The sequence below is a fragment of the Kangsaoukella pontilimi genome (assembly GCF_009830125.1).
Classification (GTDB): Bacteria; Pseudomonadota; Alphaproteobacteria; order Rhodobacterales; family Rhodobacteraceae; genus Kangsaoukella; species Kangsaoukella pontilimi.
Genome location: NZ_WUPT01000004.1, coordinates 91772 through 109142, shown reverse-complemented (window position 1 = coordinate 109142; position 17371 = coordinate 91772). Strand labels below are relative to the sequence as shown.

Below are 17371 nucleotides of genomic sequence, written 5' to 3'. Positions count from 1 at the left end.
AATGTCCGACCACGTCTTTGGCCGCAGCACCAAGGGAACCATGCCGACCGCCGTCAAGGGCGAGGGGTGCTACATCATCGACAAGACGGGCAAGCGCTATTTCGACGGCTCGGGTGGGGCGGCGGTGTCCTGCCTCGGGCACTCGGATCAAAGCGTCAAGGATGCTATCCGCGCACAGCTGGACGATCTGGCCTTCGCGCATACCGGCTTTTTCACGTCAGATGCCGCCGAGGAACTTGCCGACATGCTGGTGGCGCGCGCGCCCGAGGGGATCAATCGTGTCTACCAGTTGTCCGGCGGTTCCGAGGCCGTGGAAGCCGCGCTGAAACTGGCGCGCCAGTATTACCTTGAGATCGGTCAGCCCGAGCGGCGCCACATCATCGCCCGGCGGCAAAGCTATCACGGCAACACGCTTGGCGCTTTGGCGGCTGGCGGCAACGCCTGGCGGCGCGAGCAATACCGCCCGCTTCTGATCGAGACGCATCATGTCACGCCCTGCTACGAGTACCGCGAGCGGCGGGACGACGAGAGCGCCGAAGATTTCGGCACCCGATTGGCTCAGGAACTGGAGGCCGAGGTCCAGCGCCTTGGTCCCGATAACGTCATGGCCTTCGTGGCCGAACCCGTGGTCGGTGCGACATCCGGCGCGGTGCCGCCTGTGCCGGGCTATTTCAGGCAAATCCGCGAGATCTGCGACCGGTACGGCATCCTGCTGATCCTGGACGAGGTCATGTGCGGCATGGGCCGGACGGGCAGCTTCTTTGCCTGCGAGCAGGACGGGATTTCGCCCGACATCGTGACCATCGCCAAGGGGCTGGGGGCGGGTTACGCGTCCATCGGCGCGATGCTCTGCACCGAGACGATTTACCAGGCCATCGCCAACGGCTCGGGCATGTTCCAGCACGGCCATACCTATCACGGCCACCCACTGGCCGCTGCCGCCGGACGCGCGGTGATCCGCGCCATGGACGAGCGCAAGCTGGTCGAAGGCGTCGCGCAGAAAGGACCGGTGCTGGAGCAGATGCTGCGTGACCGCTTCGGTCAGAACGCTCATGTGGGTGATATCCGGGGTCGCGGCTTCTTCCGTGGCATCGAGTTCGTGGCCGACCGCGAGACCAAGGCCACCTTCGATCCGTCGCTGAACCTTTCTGGCAAACTGAAGAACGCGGCGATGGATGCCGGTCTGGTGATCTATCCCGGCAAGGGAACCATCGACGGCAAACACGGCGACCACGTGCTGATCGCGCCGCCCTTCATCGCGAGTGAGGACGACCTCGCCGAGATGGTGGACCGTCTGGGTCAGGCGGTGGACAAGAGCCTCGCCGCCGTCGCCTGATCAGGCCTTCGCGGCGTGGTCTCTCCAGGACGGGGCCACACGGTCATAGAAGGCGGCCAGGTCGCTCAGCCCGCCCTCGGTCAGGGCGCGCTCCAACTGGCCCAGAACGCGCGGCACATGCCTCAGATAGCCGGGTTTTCCCGCCTGCCGGTCAAGCCGGTGAAACAGGCCCGCCACCTTGGCGTGCCGCTGTGCACCCAAGCGCCAGAAATCCGCCATGAGGTCAGCGCGGTCGGTCTCCGGCCGGGCAGCCAGATACCGCTCCAGCACGCGGGCCTCGATCTCTCGCGGCACATCACGGCGGGCATCCTGCGTGAGCGAAACAAGGTCATAGGCCGCCGCGCCGATCAGACCGTCCTGAAAGTCCAAGAGCCCACACCGCGCCGGCCCGTTGCGCTCGGGCAGAAGCAGCAGGTTGTCGATGTGGAAATCCCGCATGACCAGCACATCCCGGCGATCGGCGACCTCAGACAACGTCGCCCGCCAGAGCGCCTGATGCTCGGCCTTCTCAGCGTCGCTCAGGTCAATGCCTATGGCCGGGACACACCAGTCGGTGAACCGTGCGGCTTCGGACAGGAGCAAATCCATATCGTAGGGCGGTATGTCGATCTTCGTGGCGCTGTCGGCCCCATGCAGGTGGATCAGGACGTCAGTTGCCAGATCGTAAAGAGCGCCCTCATCCGCGCCGCTCGCCAGTTCGCGCGCATAGGTCGCAAGCCCGAAATCCTCGATCAATGCGAAGCCCCGCGCTGTGTCGGTCGCATGGATGCGCGGTGCGGACAGGCCCATGGCCCGCAGATGCGGACCAATGCTCAGATAGTTCCGGAAATGCGACGCCTCGGGATTGTCCGACAGGACAAGGCAGGCACCGAACTCGGGATGTGTGACACGGCCATAGCTGCGGCTGGAGGCGTCCTGCGGCAGCAGGGTGATGTCGCGATCAGACAGGCCAAAGGCCTCGCGCACATCACTTGGCAATTCAAATCGCGTTCCCATGCCCGGACCAGACCGCAAGGCCCGGAAATGCACAAGACGGCCCGGCAAAGAAAAAACGCGGCGCTCCGAAGGGCGCCGCGTCTCAAATCTGTCCTGAGGAACCGAAGTCTTATTCTTCGGTCTCGCCCTCAGCGTCGTCACCCTGTTCGATGGCTTCGACCTCGTCAGCGGCGACCTCGTCCTCGTCTTCGTCGGCCTGGCTGGCCAGACCCGACGGCGGCTGGATGTTCGCAATCACGAAGTCGCGGTCGATGGTCGGCTTGGCGCCGGCGGGCAGCGTGATCGACGAAATCGTCAGCGTGTCACCGATTTCCATGCCCTCGACCGATGCGACGATCTTCTCGGGGATGTCGCCCGCAGTCACAACCAGTTCGATTTCCGGACGAACCATGGTCAGCACGCCACCCTTGCGGATGCCGGGGGCCTTGTCCTCGCCTTCGATCTCGACGGGGATGAAGAGCGCGATCTTCGACGTGCGCTTGAGGCGCATGAAGTCCACGTGGGTCGGAAGGTCCTTGACCACGTCGCGCTGAACGTTGCGGCAGATGACGCGAACGTCGTCATGCCCGTCCACCTTCATGTTGAACAGCGTCGCCAGGAAGCGGCCCGCTTTCAGGCTCTTCAGCAGCGCGTTGAAGGGGAGGTTGATCGGAAGCGGATCGACGCCGCCGCCATAAACGATGCCTGGTACGAGCCCGTCTCTACGAGCTTGACGAGCGGCCCCCTTGCCTGTCCCCGTCCGTACCGTGGCGTGAAGATCAGGGATCTCACCAGCCATGGGTATTCTCCAAATTTTCCAAGTTGCAGGCGGCCTCCAAGGGTGTCCGCCCATGAGCGCCGGTCCATAGCCGGGATTTCATCGCTTGGAAAGTCGATTCTTTTACAGACTTCGCGCCAGTTCGGGCGGCGCTACTGAAAGACCGCGTAATTGGCCTCAATCTCGCCGAAGGCACAGTTCGCTTCCAGAAGCACGGTCTCGATTTCGGCCCGATCCGACCCGTCCAGTTGCTCCAGATCGACGTAATTCGTCACGACACGCTCCAGCGTCGGGGCATCAGGATCCGTCAGGTCCCAGGCGACATAACCGCAGACCAGATTGCGCGACTTGTTCCACGTTCCCATGAAATCGACCGCACCCATCAGCCGCTCCATCGGGTACCACGTGATCCGATAACCGGTCAGGTGCCGCACCGCGCCGTAAGCCTCGGGGAATGCGCCCAGCGTAGCCTCGTCGGGTGTCAGGCCCGCAGGGGTCGCAGTTGGTTCTCCGATCTGGAAAGCGGGTTCTTCTGCGCGGTCCGTGGCGGCTTCGGCCGCTTCGAACAGATCGACGGTGGCCGCAACGATGACCTCGGTCTCGGCCGCGAACTCACCGATCTCCATAGCGTCCGACGTGCCGGCAAAGGCCATCGGAGCAAAGCCCTGAGACAGGAGGACCGCCGCGGCGGCGAATATGGCAGGAGGCATCGACATTCCGTGAAAATAGGCCCTCGCAGGGAATGCGGCAAGAAAATGGCCTGATCCGGGCCAATTTCTGGCCCACGCCGATGTCGGCTTGCATCATCCTGTGACAATCCCACGCCAGTGCGGGGACTGTTGCTCAATCCGGCGACTCAGTCCCAGTCGCCTGAGAAATTTCGCGGCACCAGAAGGATATCCCGGTTCACGTCGCGGATGTCGCGGTGCCCACAGAGCGCCATCGAGGTATCCAGCTCTTTCCGGATCACTTCCAGCGCGGCGGTCACGCCCTTTTCGCCCATCGCGCCCAGCCCGTAGACCCATGCGCGGCCTGACATCGTACCCTTGGCCCCGAGGGCAACGGCCTTCAGAACGTCCTGCCCCGACCGGATGCCCGAATCGAACCAGACCTCGGTCTTGTCGCCCACCGCCTTCACGATGGGCTCCAGCATCCGGATCGACGACAGCGCGCCGTCCAGCTGCCGCCCGCCATGGTTCGACACCACAATCGCGTCCGCGCCCAGCTCGGCCGCCTTCTTCGCGTCCTCGACGTCAAGAATGCCCTTCAGCACCACCTTGCCGCCCCACATGTCCATCAGCGTCTTGATCCTGTCCCAGTCGAGCGAGGGGTCGAACGCCTCCGCCGTCCAGGACGAGAGCGAGGAGGGGTCGGTCACACCCTTCGCATGGCCCACGATATTTCCGAAGAAGCGCCGCTTGGTCCCCAGCATCTCCAGACCCCACGGCACCTTGGTCATCATGTTCATCATGGAAGCCGGCGTCAGCTTTGGCGGTGCCGACAACCCGTTCTTCAGGTCCTTGTGCCGCTGGCCCAGCACCTGCAGATCGACCGTAATCACGATGGCCGAACAGCCCGCCGCCCGCGCCCGTTCGAACAGCCGCTGCATGAAGTCGTCGTCCTTCAGCGTATAGACCTGAAACCAGAACGGCCGCGAGGTATGCTTGGCCACGTCCTCGATCGAGCAGATCGACATCGTGGAAAGGCAGAACGGCACCCCGAACTTCTCGGCCGCCCGCGCGGCCTTGATCTCGCCGTCGGCGCTCTGCATCCCCGTCAGCCCGACAGGAGCCAGCGAGACCGGCATCGACACCTCTTCCCCGATCATCTCTGTCTTTGTCGACCGTCCGGCCATGTCCACGGCAATCCGCTGCCTGAGCCTGATCTGGTCGAAATCCGAAGTGTTCTCGCGGAACGTCTGCTCGGTCCACGACCCGCTTTCGGCGTAGTCATAAAACATCTTCGGCACGCGCCGTTTGTAGATGCGCTTCAGATCGGCGATTTCGGTGATGACGGGCATGGCTTCCCTCGAAACTGGTCAGGTTCTCGTACCAATTGCCTCAAGGCCTGGCAATGCGGCATTGACCCACCGCAAACCGCGGCGTTTCGGCATTTCTTCTTGGCGAAAATACTCTCGGGGGAGCGCGAGGGGGTGAAACCCCCTCGCTTAAGGCGATTGCGCCAGCAATCGCAACAGCGTCAGAAGATCGGCAAAGCCGATGTTCGAGAGCCCCAGGGCGATCGCGCCAGCAATCGCAACAGCGGCAACCGACTGGCTCAGCCGATCTTCGAGAGCGCCACCGCGACCGCGTTAGCGGGCGCAATCCCTCAAGAATGGATCGGGCCGTCCCCGCAGGCGAGCGCGGCTTCCCGGACCGCTTCGGAATAGGTCGGGTGCGCATGGCAGGTGCGGGCAAGGTCTTCGGCGGCGGCGCCGAATTCCATCGCGACACAGACCTCGTGGATCAGGTCGCCCGCCATGGGGCCGATGATATGCGCGCCGAGGATGCGGTCGGTCTCCTTGTCCGCAAGGATCTTCACGAATCCGTCCGCCGCATGGTTCGCCTTGGCGCGTCCGTTGCCCATGAAGCTGAACTTCCCCGCTTTATAGTCGCGGCCCGCTTCCTTGAGCTGCTCCTCGGTCTGACCGACCGTGGCGACCTCGGGGTGGGTATAGATGACCCCCGGAATGACGCCATAATTCACATGGCCCGCCTGGCCGGCGATGGTCTCGGCGGCGGCCATGCCCTCGTCTTCGGCCTTGTGGGCCAGCATCGGACCGGCGATGCAGTCGCCGATCGCGTAGATGCCATCGATATTGGTCTTCCAATGCGCGTCGGTCTTCACCTGTCCGCGCTCGGTCATCTCGACACCCAGCTCAGACAGGCCCAGTCCGTCTGTGAAAGGCCGTCGCCCGGTGGCGACCAGAACGACCTCGGCCTCGGCGGTCTTCTCGCTGTCGTCCTTCTTCATCTTGTAGGTGACCTTGGCGCCCGACTTTCCCTTCTCCACGGACTGCACGGCGGCGCCCATGACGAAGTTCAGCCCCTGTTTCTTCAGGATGCGCTGGAAGGTCTTCTGCACTTCGGCGTCCATCCCCGGCGTGATCACGTCAAGATACTCGACAACCGTCACATCCGCGCCAAGGCGGTTATAGACCGAGCCCAACTCCAGCCCGATCACGCCTGCGCCAATCACCACCATGGATTTCGGAATGCTGCCCAGTTCCAGCGCGCCGGTCGAGGTCACGACGGTCTTCTCGTCGATCTCGATGCCGGGGAGGGACGACGCCTCGGACCCGGTCGCGATCACGATGTTTTTGGCCTCGTGGATCTCGTCGCCCACCTTGACCTTGCCCGCTTCGGGGATCGAGCCCCAGCCCTTGAGCCAGTCGATCTTGTTTTTCTTGAACAGGAACTCGATGCCCTTGGTGTTTGTGTCGATGGTCTCCTGCTTGTAGCCGAGCATCTTTTCCCAATCGACGTCCGGGCGCAGCACCTTCAGGCCCATCTTGCCGAAGTTCTCTTCGGTCTCGTGCAGCATCTCTGTCGCGTGCAGCAGGGCCTTTGACGGAATGCAGCCCACGTTCAGGCAGGTGCCGCCAAGCGTCTCGCGCCCTTCGACGCATGCGGTCTTGAGCCCGAGCTGCGCGCAGCGGATGGCGCAGACATAGCCGCCGGGGCCGCTGCCGATTACGATGACGTCATAGCTTGCCATTGGGAATTCTCCGGGTCAGTTCGGGCATTTTTGTTTCATATGCGGGTGGAACGGTAAAGGTCAGGTCAGAAGCGCGGCGAGGATCATCAAGACGGTGGACAGGAACCCGACAAACCAGATCAGTGACCGCCACGGCCTGAGGCCCAGCCAATAGGCCGGCACGTAGAGCACACGGGCCGCGAGAAATATCCAGGCGCAGGCGGCGGTGAAGGCGCTGCTCTTGTCGCCAAGCGTGACGACGATCACTGCGATGGTGAACAGGATCAGGCCCTCGAAATGGTTGTTGAGCGCGCGTTGCAACCGTCCGGTGCCGATCGACATCTCCCGCGATGGCGGGCGGTCGCGCGCAGACGAGGTATATCCCGGACCGATCTCGATATTCGCGGGAATGGCGAATGTGACATACTGCACGACCTGCAAAAGGGCGGCCAACGCAAGGACTGTAAGTTCCGGGCTCATGTGTGACTACACCTCAGAGGAGCGACAAGCATCGTATCGGTGTAACGCTCGCCCTGGCGCGCGGTTGCGTCGACAAGAACAGCGTCCGGCGCATCGACCCATGCACAGCCCGGCTCCTCGGCGATGACGCGCCGTGCGATGGCCTTTCGCTCGGCAAGGCTGCGCGGCACGTTCGGATCGAAGATGAACAGATGCATCCGCGCGCCATTCGTGCCGTAGACCTCGTTCGACGACACATGCCGGGCAGTCGCCATCGGGTCGTCCGCCGGCACGCCGCATGCGGCAAGGGTCAGCCCGAAAGCCAGCGTTGCAAGACCGCGCGCCCTCATTTGCCCCTCAGAGATGCGGGCAAGACGATGAGCACAGCAATCGTGAAAACGGTCACCAGAACGAAGCCAAGCGGCACGTTGAAGATATACCCATGCTGAGCCGCCAGAAACGCGAACAGCCCCAGCACCACGGCCAGAGCTGCGCGGCGCGGCTGTTTTACCCATGCCAGAAAAGAGCTGGCCAGAAAAAGTAGCGTTGCCGGCCATTCGGTCAGGTCGATCCATGTGGGCAGGTCGAACAGGTCATGGGTCTGGCGCGCGAACACTGTCGCGTAGAAGGCCAGCGCGAACGCCGTCAGCGCCGCGCCGGCATACCGGACGCCGGGGAACCCCACCCCCTGATCCGCCTCAGAGGTCCATCAAGAGGCGGCGCGGGTCTTCGAGCGCTTCCTTCACACGAACAAGGAAGGTCACAGCCCCTTTGCCATCCACGATCCGGTGGTCATAGCTGAGGGCGAGATACATCATCGGGCGGATGACGATCTCGCCATTCACGACCATCGGACGTTCCTGGATCTTGTGCATGCCCAGAATACCCGACTGCGGCGGGTTGAGAATGGGCGAGGACATGAGCGAGCCATAAACACCGCCGTTCGAGATGGTGAAGGTGCCACCCTGCATCTCGGCCATGGACAGCTTCCCGTCGCGGGCGCGCATGCCAAGCTCGGCGATCTTCTTCTCGATGGCGGCAAAGCTCATCTGGTCGGCGTCCCGCACTACGGGCACCACGAGGCCGTTCGGCGTGCCGACGGCGACGCCCATGTGGACGAAGTTCTTGTAGACCACGTCGGTCCCGTCGATCTCGGCATTGACCTCGGGCACCTCTTTCAGCGCGTGGCAGCAGGCCTTGGTGAAGAAGGACATGAAGCCCAGCTTCACGCCGTGCTTCTTCTCGAAGAGGTCCTTGTATTCTTTCCGAAGCTCCATGGTCGCCGTCATGTCGACCTCGTTATAGGTCGTCAGCATCGCGGCGGTGTTCTGCGCGTCCTTGAGGCGGCGCGCGATGGTCTGGCGCAGACGGGTCATCTTGACCCGCTCCTCGCGGGCCGCGTCCTCGGCGGCCACAGGTGCACGGGGCGCCTGCGCGGGGGCAGGGGCGTCGGCCTGCTTCGGAGAGGAAAGCGCTTTCTGCACGTCTTCCTTCATGATCCGGCCATCGCGGCCGGTGCCGGTGACGTCGCTGGCGCTCAGGTTGTTTTCGGCCATGAGCTTCTTGGCAGACGGGGCGTCTTCGACATCCCTGCCGGAACCGGAGCCGGTCTCCACCGGGCCGCGACCTCCGTCCTGTTGTGTCGTCTCGTGGGCGCCTTCCTCGACCGAGTGCGCCTGACCTTCGCCACCGCGTGTCATCACGGCCAGCTTGCCGCCCGCTTCAACCGTTTCACCTTCGTTTTTCAGGATTTCCTGAAGAACGCCTGACGCAGGCGCCGGCACCTCGACGGATACCTTGTCGGTCTCAAGTTCGCAGAGCATTTCATCCTGAGCAACGCTATCGCCCGCCTTCTTGAACCATGTGGCGACAGTCGCCTCGGCAACGCTTTCGCCAAGGGTCGGCACCATGACGTCGACGGTCTGCCCGCCGCCGGACCCGCCTTTGGGCGCGGGATCGGCCTTGGCGGGTGCATCTGCCTTGCTCTCGGCCTTGGCCTCGGACTTTGGCGCCTCCTTGGCTGCCGCGCCCTCGTTGAGCGTCGCCAGAAGGGCGTCGACACCCACGGTTTCGCCTTCCTTCGCGACGATCTCGCCCAAGGTCCCTGCGGCGGGCGAGGGGACCTCGACTGTCACCTTGTCGGTTTCCAGCTCGCAAAGCATTTCGTCGACCTGAACGCTATCGCCCGGCTTCTTGAACCAGGTCGCGACGGTCGCTTCCGTCACGCTTTCACCCAGAGTGGGGACGCGGATTTCTGTGGCCATCTTCGGTTACCCTTTGATTGTGAGCGCGTCGTTGACGAGCGCGGCTTGTTGTTCCTTGTGCGCCGAAGCAAGACCCGTCGCCGGCGAGGCGGCGGCGGCACGGCCCGCATAGATGGGCCGGGTCTTCTTCGCCTTGATGCGGGTGAGTACCCACTCGATGTTCGGCTCGATGAAAGTCCAGGCGCCCTGGTTCTTCGGCTCTTCCTGACACCAGACATAGTCGGCGTTGGGGAAGCGCTTGAGCTCTTTCACCATCGACTGCGCGGGGAAGGGATAGAACTGCTCCACCCGAAGCAGGTAGACGTCATCGATGCCGCGCGCGTCGCGCTCTTCCAGCAGGTCGAAATAGACCTTGCCCGAGCAGAGAACCACACGCTTGATCTTCTCGTCCGGCTTCAGCTTGGTGTCCGAATGCCCTTTCTCGGCGTCGTCCCAGAGGACGCGGTGGAAGCTGGAACCGGTTGTGAAATCGTCCACGTCGCTGATTGCCAGCTTGTGACGCAGAAGCGATTTCGGCGTCATCAGAACAAGCGGTTTGCGGTAGCTCCGATGCATCTGGCGGCGGAGGATGTGGAAATAGTTCGCCGGCGTCGTGCAGTTGGCCACGATCCAGTTGTCCTCGGCGCACATCTGCAGGAAGCGCTCAAGACGTGCCGACGAGTGCTCCGGCCCCTGACCCTCGTAGCCATGGGGCAGCAGCATCACGAGGCCCGACATGCGAAGCCATTTCCGCTCGCCCGACGAGATGAACTGGTCGAACATGATCTGCGCGCCGTTGGCGAAATCACCGAATTGCGCCTCCCAGAGAACGAGCGCGTTGGGCTCGGCCAGCGAATAGCCGTACTCGAAGCCGAGTACCGCGTATTCCGACAGCATCGAGTCGATCACCTCGTACTGCGCCTGCCCGTCGCGGATGTTGTTCAGCGGATAATAGCGCTCTTCGGACTCCTGGTTGATGAAGGCCGAATGCCGCTGGCTGAAGGTGCCGCGGGTCGAGTCCTGACCGGCCAGACGGACCGGATAGCCTTCGGTCAGAAGCGATCCGAAGGCGAGCGCCTCGGCCGTGGCCCAGTCGAAGCCCTCGCCCGTGTCGAACATGGCGCGCTTCGCGTCGAGCAGCCGTTCCACCGTCTTGTGGATTGGGAACCCTTCCGGCGCTGTGGTCAGTGCGCGGCCGATCTCTTCCAGCGTCTTCTTCTTGATCGCGGTCTTGCCGCGCTGATAGCGCTCGCCTTCGCGGTCGAGATGGCTCCAGCGGCCATCGAGCCAGTCGGCCTTGTTCGGGCGGAACGCCTTGCCGGCCTCGAATTCCTCGTTCAGATGGGCCTGAAAGCCCGCCTTCATGTCCTCGATCTCGCCCTCGGGGATCAACCCGTCCTTGACGAGACGTTCGGTGTAAAGGCTGAGCGTCGTCTTGTGGCCTTTGATCCGCTTGTACATCACCGGGTTGGTGAACATCGGCTCGTCGCCTTCGTTGTGACCGAAGCGGCGATAGCAGAAGATGTCGATGACGGCGTCCTTGCCGAACTTCTGCCGGAACTCGGTAGCGACCTTCGCGGCGTGGACCACCGCTTCGGGATCGTCGCCATTCACGTGGAAAATCGGCGCCTCGACCATCAGAGCGATATCCGTGGGATAGGGCGACGACCGCGAGAAGTGGGGCGCGGTCGTGAAGCCGATCTGGTTGTTCACGACGATATGGATCGTGCCGCCGGTCTTGTGGCCGCGAAGGCCCGACAGGCCGAAGCATTCCGCCACCACGCCCTGTCCCGCGAAGGCGGCGTCGCCATGGAGCAGGATCGGAAGAACAGCCGTCCTTTCGCTGTCATGCACCTGATCCTGCTTGGCGCGTGTCTTGCCCAGAACAACAGGGTTCACCGCTTCGAGGTGCGAGGGGTTCGCGGTCAGGCTCAGGTGTACGCTGTTTCCGTCGAACTCCCGATCCGACGAAGCGCCGAGGTGATATTTCACATCGCCCGAGCCATCGACGTCTTCGGGCTTGAAGCTGCCGCCCTGAAATTCGTTGAAGATCGCCTTGTAGGGCTTGCCCATCACGTTCGCCAGGACGCTCAGACGTCCCCGGTGCGGCATGCCGATGACGATGTCCTTGACGCCCAACGCACCGCCGCGCTTGATGATCTGCTCCATTGCGGGGATCAGTGCCTCGCCCCCATCAAGGCCGAAGCGCTTGGTGCCCATGTATTTGACATGGAGGAACTTCTCGAAACCTTCGGCCTCGACCAGCTTGTTCAGGATCGCTTTCCGGCCTTCGCGCGTGAAGGCGATTTCCTTGCCATAGCCCTCGATCCGCTCTTTCAGCCACGCGGCCTCTTCGGGGTTCGAGATGTGCATGTACTGCAGCGCGAAGGTGCCGCAATAGGTCCGCTTCACGATTTCGAGGATCTGGCGCAGCGACGCGGTCTGAAGGCCCAGCACGTTGTCGATGAAGATCGGCCGGTCCATGTCGGCATCGGTGAAGCCGTAGCTCTTAGGGTCGAGCTCGGGATGGGGCGTCTGGTCGCGCATTCCAAGCGGGTCGAGATCGGCCACCAGATGGCCGCGGATACGGTAGGCGCGGATCAGCATGAGCGCCCGGATCGAATCCAGCACGGCCCGCTTGATCTGATCGTCGGTGACCGAAACGCCCATCGCCTTGGCCTTGCCGGCGATCTTGTCGGCCGCCGTCGCCTGAGCCTTGGCGCCCAGATCGCCCCACTGTCCGTCCAGAGCTGCCGTCAGCTCGTCCGCGGGGGCCGGCGGCCAGTCGGCGCGCGCCCAGCTTGGGCCCTCGGCTTCGCGCTTGGCGTCCATGTCGCTGTCGCCCAACTGGCGGAAGAACTCCTGCCAGCCTTCGTCGACCGCGTTCGGGTCGTTGGCATATCGCGCATAAAGCTGTTCGATATACTCGGCATTGTGGCCTTGCAGGAAAGACGACGCCTTGAAGATGTCGTTGGGGGATTGGTCGGTCATGTCATTCACTCCCGTATGTCGATTTACCAGGCCATCGGAGCCGGAAAGACGCGCGGACGGTTAATGTCCGCGCGCCTTGACAGGTCCTAACCAATCGCCTCCAGAACGGCCTCGCCCAGACCCGCCGGGCTTTCGGCCACGACGATACCGGCCGAGCGCATGGCTTCGATCTTGTCCTCGGCACCGCCCTTGCCACCGGCGACGATCGCGCCAGCGTGGCCCATGCGGCGGCCCGGAGGCGCCGTGCGGCCGGCAATGAAGCCAGCGGTCGGTTTCGACCGTCCGCGTTTGGCCTCGTCCTTCAGGAATTGCGCGGCCTCTTCTTCGGCCGAACCGCCGATCTCGCCGATCATGATGATCGACTGCGTCTCGTCATCGGCGAGGAACCATTCCAGCACGTCGATATGCTCGGTCCCCTTGATCGGGTCGCCGCCGATGCCGACGCAGGTCGACTGTCCAAGGCCCACATCCGTGGTCTGCTTGACCGCCTCGTAGGTCAGCGTGCCGGAACGGCTGACGACACCAACGGAGCCGCGCTTGTGGATATGGCCCGGCATGATGCCGATCTTGCAGGCGTCCGGCGTGATGACGCCAGGGCAGTTCGGGCCGATGAGCGTGGTGGATGATGTCTCGAGCGCGCGCTTCACCTTCATCATGTCGAGGACCGGAATGCCCTCGGTGATGCAGACGACGAGCGGAATCTCGGCGTCGATGGCTTCCAGGATCGAATCCGCCGCAAACGGGGGCGGCACGTAGATCACCGAGGCATTCGCGCCGGTCGCCGCCACGGCTTCGTGGCAGGAGTTGAAGACCGGCAGTTCGAGATGCGACTGCCCGCCCTTGCCGGGGGTAACCCCGCCGACCATCTGCGTGCCATAGGCAATCGCCTGTTCCGAGTGAAAGGTGCCCTGAGAGCCGGTAAAGCCCTGACAGATGACCTTTGTGTCTTTGTCTACGAGTACGGCCATGTCTGTTACCCCTTCACCGCTTTGACGATCTTCTGCGCGCCGTCCTTCAGATCGTCCGCCGCGATGACATCCAGACCCGAGTTGTTGATGATGTCCTTGCCCTTTTCGACGTTGGTGCCTTCGAGGCGCACGACCAGCGGCACCTTGAGGCCTACTTCCTTCACCGCCGCGACCACGCCCTCGGCGATGACGTCGCAGCGCATGATGCCGCCGAAGATGTTGACAAGGATGCCTTTGACGTTCGGGTCCGACGTAATGATCTTGAACGCCTCGGTGACTTTTTCCTTGGTGGCACCACCGCCAACATCAAGGAAGTTCGCAGGCTCGGCACCATAGAGCTTGATGATGTCCATCGTCGCCATGGCCAGACCCGCGCCGTTCACCATGCAACCGATCTCACCATCGAGCGCGATGTAATTCAGGTCGAATTTCGACGCGGCGAGTTCCTTGGGGTCTTCCTCGGTCTCGTCACGCAGCGCGATGATGTCGGGATGACGGTAGAGCGCGTTGCCGTCGAAGCCCATCTTGGCGTCGAGGCATTTCAGATCGCCCTTGTCGGTCACGATCAGCGGGTTGATCTCGAGCATCTCCATGTCCTTGTCCACGAAGAGCTTGTAGAGCGTGCCCATGAGTTGAACGCATTGCTTGATCTGCGGCCCTTCGAGACCGAGCGAAAAGGCAATGCGGCGGCCGTGGAACGGCTGGTACCCGGTGGCGGGGTCGACGCTGAAGGACAGAATCTTCTCTGGCGTCTTCTCGGCAACCTCTTCGATGTCCATGCCGCCTTCCGTCGAGGCGACGAAGGAGATGCGGCTCGTCTGACGGTCGACCAGAAGGGCGAGGTACATTTCGGTTTCGATGCCCGAGCCGTCTTCGATGTAGATACGGTTGACCTGCTTGCCTGCGGGGCCGGTCTGCTTGGTCACCAGCGTGCGGCCCAGCATCTTCTTGGCCTCGTCGGCGGCTTCTTCGACCGACTTGGCAAGCCTGACGCCGCCGGCATCGCCCGCATCGGCCTCCTTGAAACTTCCCTTGCCGCGACCGCCTGCGTGAATCTGTGCCTTCACCACCCAGAGCGGACCATCCAGACCCCCTGCGGCGGTCTTGGCTTCTTCGGCGCGGAGTACCGCCCGTCCGTCGGACACCGGCGCGCCATAATCGCGCAAGAGTGCCTTGGCCTGGTATTCATGAATATTCACGTCCGGTCCCCTTTTCGTTCAGTCGTTAAAGACCGCATCGCATGTTCAACTGCTGTGAACAAAGGGAAAAGCATCTCACTGCGACCAAAGGGTGCGAAAAATCGCTTTTTGTGATCACAGTCAAAAAAAGTGTGATCACAAAGCGTACGCGGACGCCTCCAGCTTTGATTCTTTGAATGTTTTGGTATTCGCCTAAGCTTGCGGGAGAAACCAGGCGCACCATGTCCTCCGACCTATTTCCGCGACGGGTGCCGACGGGTATCTGCACTCGGATACTCAGGAACTGAGAAAACAGTAGGCCGATGCTGAGGCGATAAGACGAAAAAGCCCGCGCCGAGGATGCTCGAGCGCGGGCCATTCAGAAGGCGAGTTATCTCTGGAACAGGGGGATCATCAGCCGAGGCCGCCGTCGATCCCCTTGCAGGCCTCAACCAGGCCCTTCACCGCATCCACGGATTTCTCGAACATGGCCTTTTCGTCCTTCGAAAGGCTGATTTCGATGACGCGCTCGATGCCGCCGGCGCCGATTACGGTGGGCACGCCCACGTACATGCCCTTCAGCCCATAGGCGCCGTCGACATTCGCCGCACAGGGCAAAACGCGCTTCTGATCCTTGAGATAGGCCTCGGCCATCTCGATGGCGCTGGTTGCCGGTGCGTAATATGCCGAACCGTTGCCCAGAAGGCCGACGATTTCGGCGCCGCCATCACGGGTGCGCTGAACGATCGCGTCAAGCTTCTCCTGCGTGGTCCAGCCCATCTCGACCAGATCGGGCAGCGGGATGCCGGCCACCGTGGAATAGCGCACCGACGGCACCATCGTGTCGCCATGGCCGCCGAGGACGAAGGCGGTGACGTCCTTCATCGACACTTCGAATTCGAGGCTGAGGAAGTGGCGGAAGCGGGCGGAGTCCAGAACGCCCGCCATGCCGCAGACCATGTTGTGCGGCAGGCCGGAATATTCGCGGAGCGCCCAGACCATCGCGTCGAGCGGGTTGGTGATGCAGATCACGAAGGCATTCGGCGCGTGGGTCTTGATGCCTTCGCCGACCGATTTCATGACCTTCAGGTTGATTCCAAGAAGGTCATCGCGGCTCATGCCGGGCTTGCGCGGCACACCGGCGGTGACGATGCACACATCTGCACCCGCGATATCGGCGTAATCCGTGGTGCCCTTGAGGCTGGCGTCGAAACCTTCCGACGGGCCGGCCTCGGCGATGTCGAGCGCCTTGCCCTGCGGGGTACCCTCGGCAATGTCGAACAGGACGACGTCCCCGAGTTCCTTCAGCGCGGCAAGGTGAGCGAGCGTGCCGCCAATCTGACCTGCGCCGATCAGCGCGATCTTGGGTCTGGCCATGAGATATGTCTCCGATCCGTTGTCCACATTCGTTCCGGTGCGATGCCTAGCGGTCAGCGCCCGGACTGGCAAGAGAGGCTGTCGGGCATCGCGCACTTCCGCAGGGCTGGGGCGCGGGCTATGACGGGGCAAGGACAAGAAACCGGCAGCATGTGACACTCGATCCGCTCTTCTTCGCGATGGCCGTGCCGGCCGTCATCTTTGCAGGGATCTCGAAAGCGGGGTTCGGCTCGGGCGCGGCATTCGCGGCAGCGCCGTTCCTCGCGCTGATCCTCGAGCCCGAACAGGCGATCGGGCTGATGCTGCCGCTCTTGATGCTGATGGACGTGCTGACGCTCAGGCCCTATTGGCGGCAGTGGGACGCAGGCGCCACCCGGCTTCTGATCCTCGGCGGGTTACCCGGCGTCGCGCTGGGCGCAGCCTTCTGGTCGGCGGTCGACGAGGATACGATCCGCGTCCTAATCGGTGCGATTGCCATTGGTTTCGTTCTGTTCAAGCTCCTCGGCACAAATCTGCGATTGTCCAAGGACGGCGGCCCCATGGCCGGGCTGGTGGCGGGCGTGGCGGCCGGGTTCACCAGCTTCGTCAGCCATGCCGGCGGCCCGCCCGCAACGGTCTATCTGCTATCGAAAGGCATGGGAAAGACCGAGTATCAGGCTACGACGGTCATCGTTTTCTGGGTCATCAATCTTGCCAAGGCGGTACCCTACGGCATCCTCGGCATGATCACCGTCGAGACGCTGCGCGCGGGGCTTTTCCTGATCCCCGCTGCGGTGGTCGGCGTCTGGCTTGGCGTCGTCGCGCACCGCTCAATTCCGGAGCGCGCCTTTTTCGCGGTCACTTACATCCTGCTCGTCACAACGGGGACGAAGCTGATCTGGGACGCGCTGACCTAGCTGGGCTTGCCGGCGGGCTTTGGCGCCTCGCTCAGCGTCTCGAAGGACTGGCCGCTGGCGACAAGGCACATCATCCCGTTCGGCAGAGTCACGGTGATCGTCCACGTCCCGGTTTCGCCCGACGCGAATACCTCGACTACGCGGTTTTGGGCCGCCATTCCGATGGACTGACGCGTCTCGCCATAGTGGTTCTGAAGCCGTTCCATGACGGCGACACGGGGGCCGCAGTTCTGTTGGGCGGCAGCAGCCTGAGGCAGAGCGAGGGCTGCGGCGGCGGCAAGTGCGAGCGTTCTGATCGACATTCTGGTCCTTTCCGGCCGGTTTCCGGCCCGTTTGAGAAGGCGGGATCAGACTGCGCCGTGAAACCGGAAAATCTGGTTAACGCGCCGAACGGTCGTCATGTGCAGTCGCGGCGCTCTTGCCGCAGCGCAGCGAATTCCCTTGCGGATTGCTGCGCTGCGGTGCAGTTTCGCG

At 63.0% G+C, this 17371-nt stretch carries 16 protein-coding genes; 2 read left to right on the top strand and 14 right to left on the bottom strand.

All coding sequences use genetic code 11. From position 1 onward, the window contains the following. Position 1 precedes the first annotated feature (1 nt). Positions 2-1336, top strand: a complete 1335-nt coding sequence (locus tag GQ651_RS17685) for an aspartate aminotransferase family protein (protein WP_160765612.1) — start codon at positions 2-4, stop codon at positions 1334-1336. Here GQ651_RS17685 and GQ651_RS17680 read toward each other — a convergent pair whose 3' ends face one another. The 13 genes from GQ651_RS17680 to mdh all read right to left on the bottom strand — a co-directional run bounded on the left by GQ651_RS17680 (position 1337) and on the right by mdh (position 16001). After that, the gene (locus GQ651_RS17680) at positions 1337-2332 is read right to left on the bottom strand and encodes an aminoglycoside phosphotransferase family protein (RefSeq protein WP_160765611.1); all 996 of its coding nucleotides are present in this window, start codon (positions 2330-2332) and stop codon (positions 1337-1339) included. 109 nt (positions 2333-2441) lie between these two features. After that, positions 2442-3110, bottom strand: coding sequence for a 50S ribosomal protein L25/general stress protein Ctc (locus GQ651_RS17675; RefSeq protein ID WP_160765610.1), 669 nt, complete (start codon positions 3108-3110; stop codon positions 2442-2444). A 131-nt stretch (positions 3111-3241) separates the two neighbouring features. Then, positions 3242-3805 (bottom strand): hypothetical protein, encoded by a 564-nt coding sequence (locus tag GQ651_RS17670; RefSeq protein ID WP_160765609.1) that lies wholly within the window; start codon positions 3803-3805, stop codon positions 3242-3244. A gap of 140 nt (positions 3806-3945) precedes the next feature. Then, a complete protein-coding gene (locus GQ651_RS17665; protein WP_160765608.1) occupies positions 3946-5109 on the bottom strand; it encodes an alpha-hydroxy acid oxidase in 1164 nt (387 codons plus the stop codon). A 308-nt stretch (positions 5110-5417) separates the two neighbouring features. Continuing rightward, positions 5418-6806: a dihydrolipoyl dehydrogenase gene (lpdA, locus tag GQ651_RS17660; RefSeq protein ID WP_160765607.1), complete on the bottom strand. Its 1389-nt coding sequence runs from the start codon at positions 6804-6806 to the stop codon at positions 5418-5420. A 60-nt stretch (positions 6807-6866) separates the two neighbouring features. After that, positions 6867-7265: an MAPEG family protein gene (locus tag GQ651_RS17655; protein ID WP_160765606.1), complete on the bottom strand. Its 399-nt coding sequence runs from the start codon at positions 7263-7265 to the stop codon at positions 6867-6869. Continuing rightward, positions 7262-7594, bottom strand: coding sequence for a hypothetical protein (locus GQ651_RS17650; RefSeq protein WP_160765605.1), 333 nt, complete (start codon positions 7592-7594; stop codon positions 7262-7264). The genes GQ651_RS17655 and GQ651_RS17650 overlap by 4 nt, the downstream gene beginning before the upstream one ends. Then, positions 7591-7929 carry a hypothetical protein gene (locus tag GQ651_RS17645; protein WP_160765604.1) on the bottom strand — a complete coding sequence of 113 codons (339 nt, stop codon included), beginning with the start codon at positions 7927-7929 and terminating at the stop codon, positions 7591-7593. Before GQ651_RS17645 ends, GQ651_RS17650 begins: the two co-directional genes overlap by 4 nt. A 13-nt stretch (positions 7930-7942) precedes the next feature. Then, the gene (odhB, locus tag GQ651_RS17640; RefSeq protein ID WP_160765603.1) at positions 7943-9508 is read right to left on the bottom strand and encodes a 2-oxoglutarate dehydrogenase complex dihydrolipoyllysine-residue succinyltransferase; all 1566 of its coding nucleotides are present in this window, start codon (positions 9506-9508) and stop codon (positions 7943-7945) included. A 6-nt stretch (positions 9509-9514) separates the two neighbouring features. Beyond that, on the bottom strand, positions 9515-12478 hold the full coding sequence (locus GQ651_RS17635) for a 2-oxoglutarate dehydrogenase E1 component (protein WP_160765602.1): 2964 nt from the start codon (positions 12476-12478) through the stop codon (positions 9515-9517). Between the two features lie 86 nt (positions 12479-12564). Continuing rightward, a complete protein-coding gene (gene sucD, locus GQ651_RS17630; protein WP_160765601.1) occupies positions 12565-13446 on the bottom strand; it encodes a succinate--CoA ligase subunit alpha in 882 nt (293 codons plus the stop codon). 5 nt (positions 13447-13451) lie between these two features. Next, a complete protein-coding gene (gene sucC, locus GQ651_RS17625; protein ID WP_160765600.1) occupies positions 13452-14645 on the bottom strand; it encodes an ADP-forming succinate--CoA ligase subunit beta in 1194 nt (397 codons plus the stop codon). 393 nt (positions 14646-15038) lie between these two features. After that, positions 15039-16001: a malate dehydrogenase gene (gene mdh, locus GQ651_RS17620; protein ID WP_160765599.1), complete on the bottom strand. Its 963-nt coding sequence runs from the start codon at positions 15999-16001 to the stop codon at positions 15039-15041. 179 nt (positions 16002-16180) lie between these two features. On the opposite strand from mdh, the gene GQ651_RS17615 reads away from it, so the two are divergent. Then, positions 16181-16897, top strand: coding sequence for a sulfite exporter TauE/SafE family protein (locus tag GQ651_RS17615; protein WP_160765632.1), 717 nt, complete (start codon positions 16181-16183; stop codon positions 16895-16897). Here the strand turns inward: GQ651_RS17615 and GQ651_RS17610 are convergent. Continuing rightward, positions 16894-17199 (bottom strand): hypothetical protein, encoded by a 306-nt coding sequence (locus GQ651_RS17610; RefSeq protein ID WP_160765598.1) that lies wholly within the window; start codon positions 17197-17199, stop codon positions 16894-16896. The genes GQ651_RS17615 and GQ651_RS17610 overlap by 4 nt on opposite strands. Positions 17200-17371 lie beyond the last annotated feature (172 nt).

Bases quoted from the DNA above. Each gene is read 5' to 3' on its own strand.
- GQ651_RS17675 (WP_160765610.1), bottom strand. From the start codon at position 3,110: ATGGCTGGTGAGATCCCTGATCTTCACGCCACGGTACGGACGGGGACA.
- GQ651_RS17665 (WP_160765608.1), bottom strand. From the start codon at position 5,109: ATGCCCGTCATCACCGAAATCGCCGATCTGAAGCGCATCTACAAACGG.
- GQ651_RS17610 (WP_160765598.1), bottom strand. From the start codon at position 17,199: ATGTCGATCAGAACGCTCGCACTTGCCGCCGCCGCAGCCCTCGCTCTG.
- GQ651_RS17650 (WP_160765605.1), bottom strand. From the start codon at position 7,594: ATGAGGGCGCGCGGTCTTGCAACGCTGGCTTTCGGGCTGACCCTTGCC.
- GQ651_RS17680 (WP_160765611.1), bottom strand. From the start codon at position 2,332: ATGGGAACGCGATTTGAATTGCCAAGTGATGTGCGCGAGGCCTTTGGC.
- sucD (WP_160765601.1), bottom strand. From the start codon at position 13,446: ATGGCCGTACTCGTAGACAAAGACACAAAGGTCATCTGTCAGGGCTTT.
- GQ651_RS17685 (WP_160765612.1), top strand. From the start codon at position 2: ATGTCCGACCACGTCTTTGGCCGCAGCACCAAGGGAACCATGCCGACC.
- GQ651_RS17655 (WP_160765606.1), bottom strand. From the start codon at position 7,265: ATGAGCCCGGAACTTACAGTCCTTGCGTTGGCCGCCCTTTTGCAGGTC.
- lpdA (WP_160765607.1), bottom strand. From the start codon at position 6,806: ATGGCAAGCTATGACGTCATCGTAATCGGCAGCGGCCCCGGCGGCTAT.
- GQ651_RS17615 (WP_160765632.1), top strand. From the start codon at position 16,181: ATGGCCGTGCCGGCCGTCATCTTTGCAGGGATCTCGAAAGCGGGGTTC.
- mdh (WP_160765599.1), bottom strand. From the start codon at position 16,001: ATGGCCAGACCCAAGATCGCGCTGATCGGCGCAGGTCAGATTGGCGGC.
- odhB (WP_160765603.1), bottom strand. From the start codon at position 9,508: ATGGCCACAGAAATCCGCGTCCCCACTCTGGGTGAAAGCGTGACGGAA.
- GQ651_RS17635 (WP_160765602.1), bottom strand. From the start codon at position 12,478: ATGACCGACCAATCCCCCAACGACATCTTCAAGGCGTCGTCTTTCCTG.
- GQ651_RS17670 (WP_160765609.1), bottom strand. From the start codon at position 3,805: ATGTCGATGCCTCCTGCCATATTCGCCGCCGCGGCGGTCCTCCTGTCT.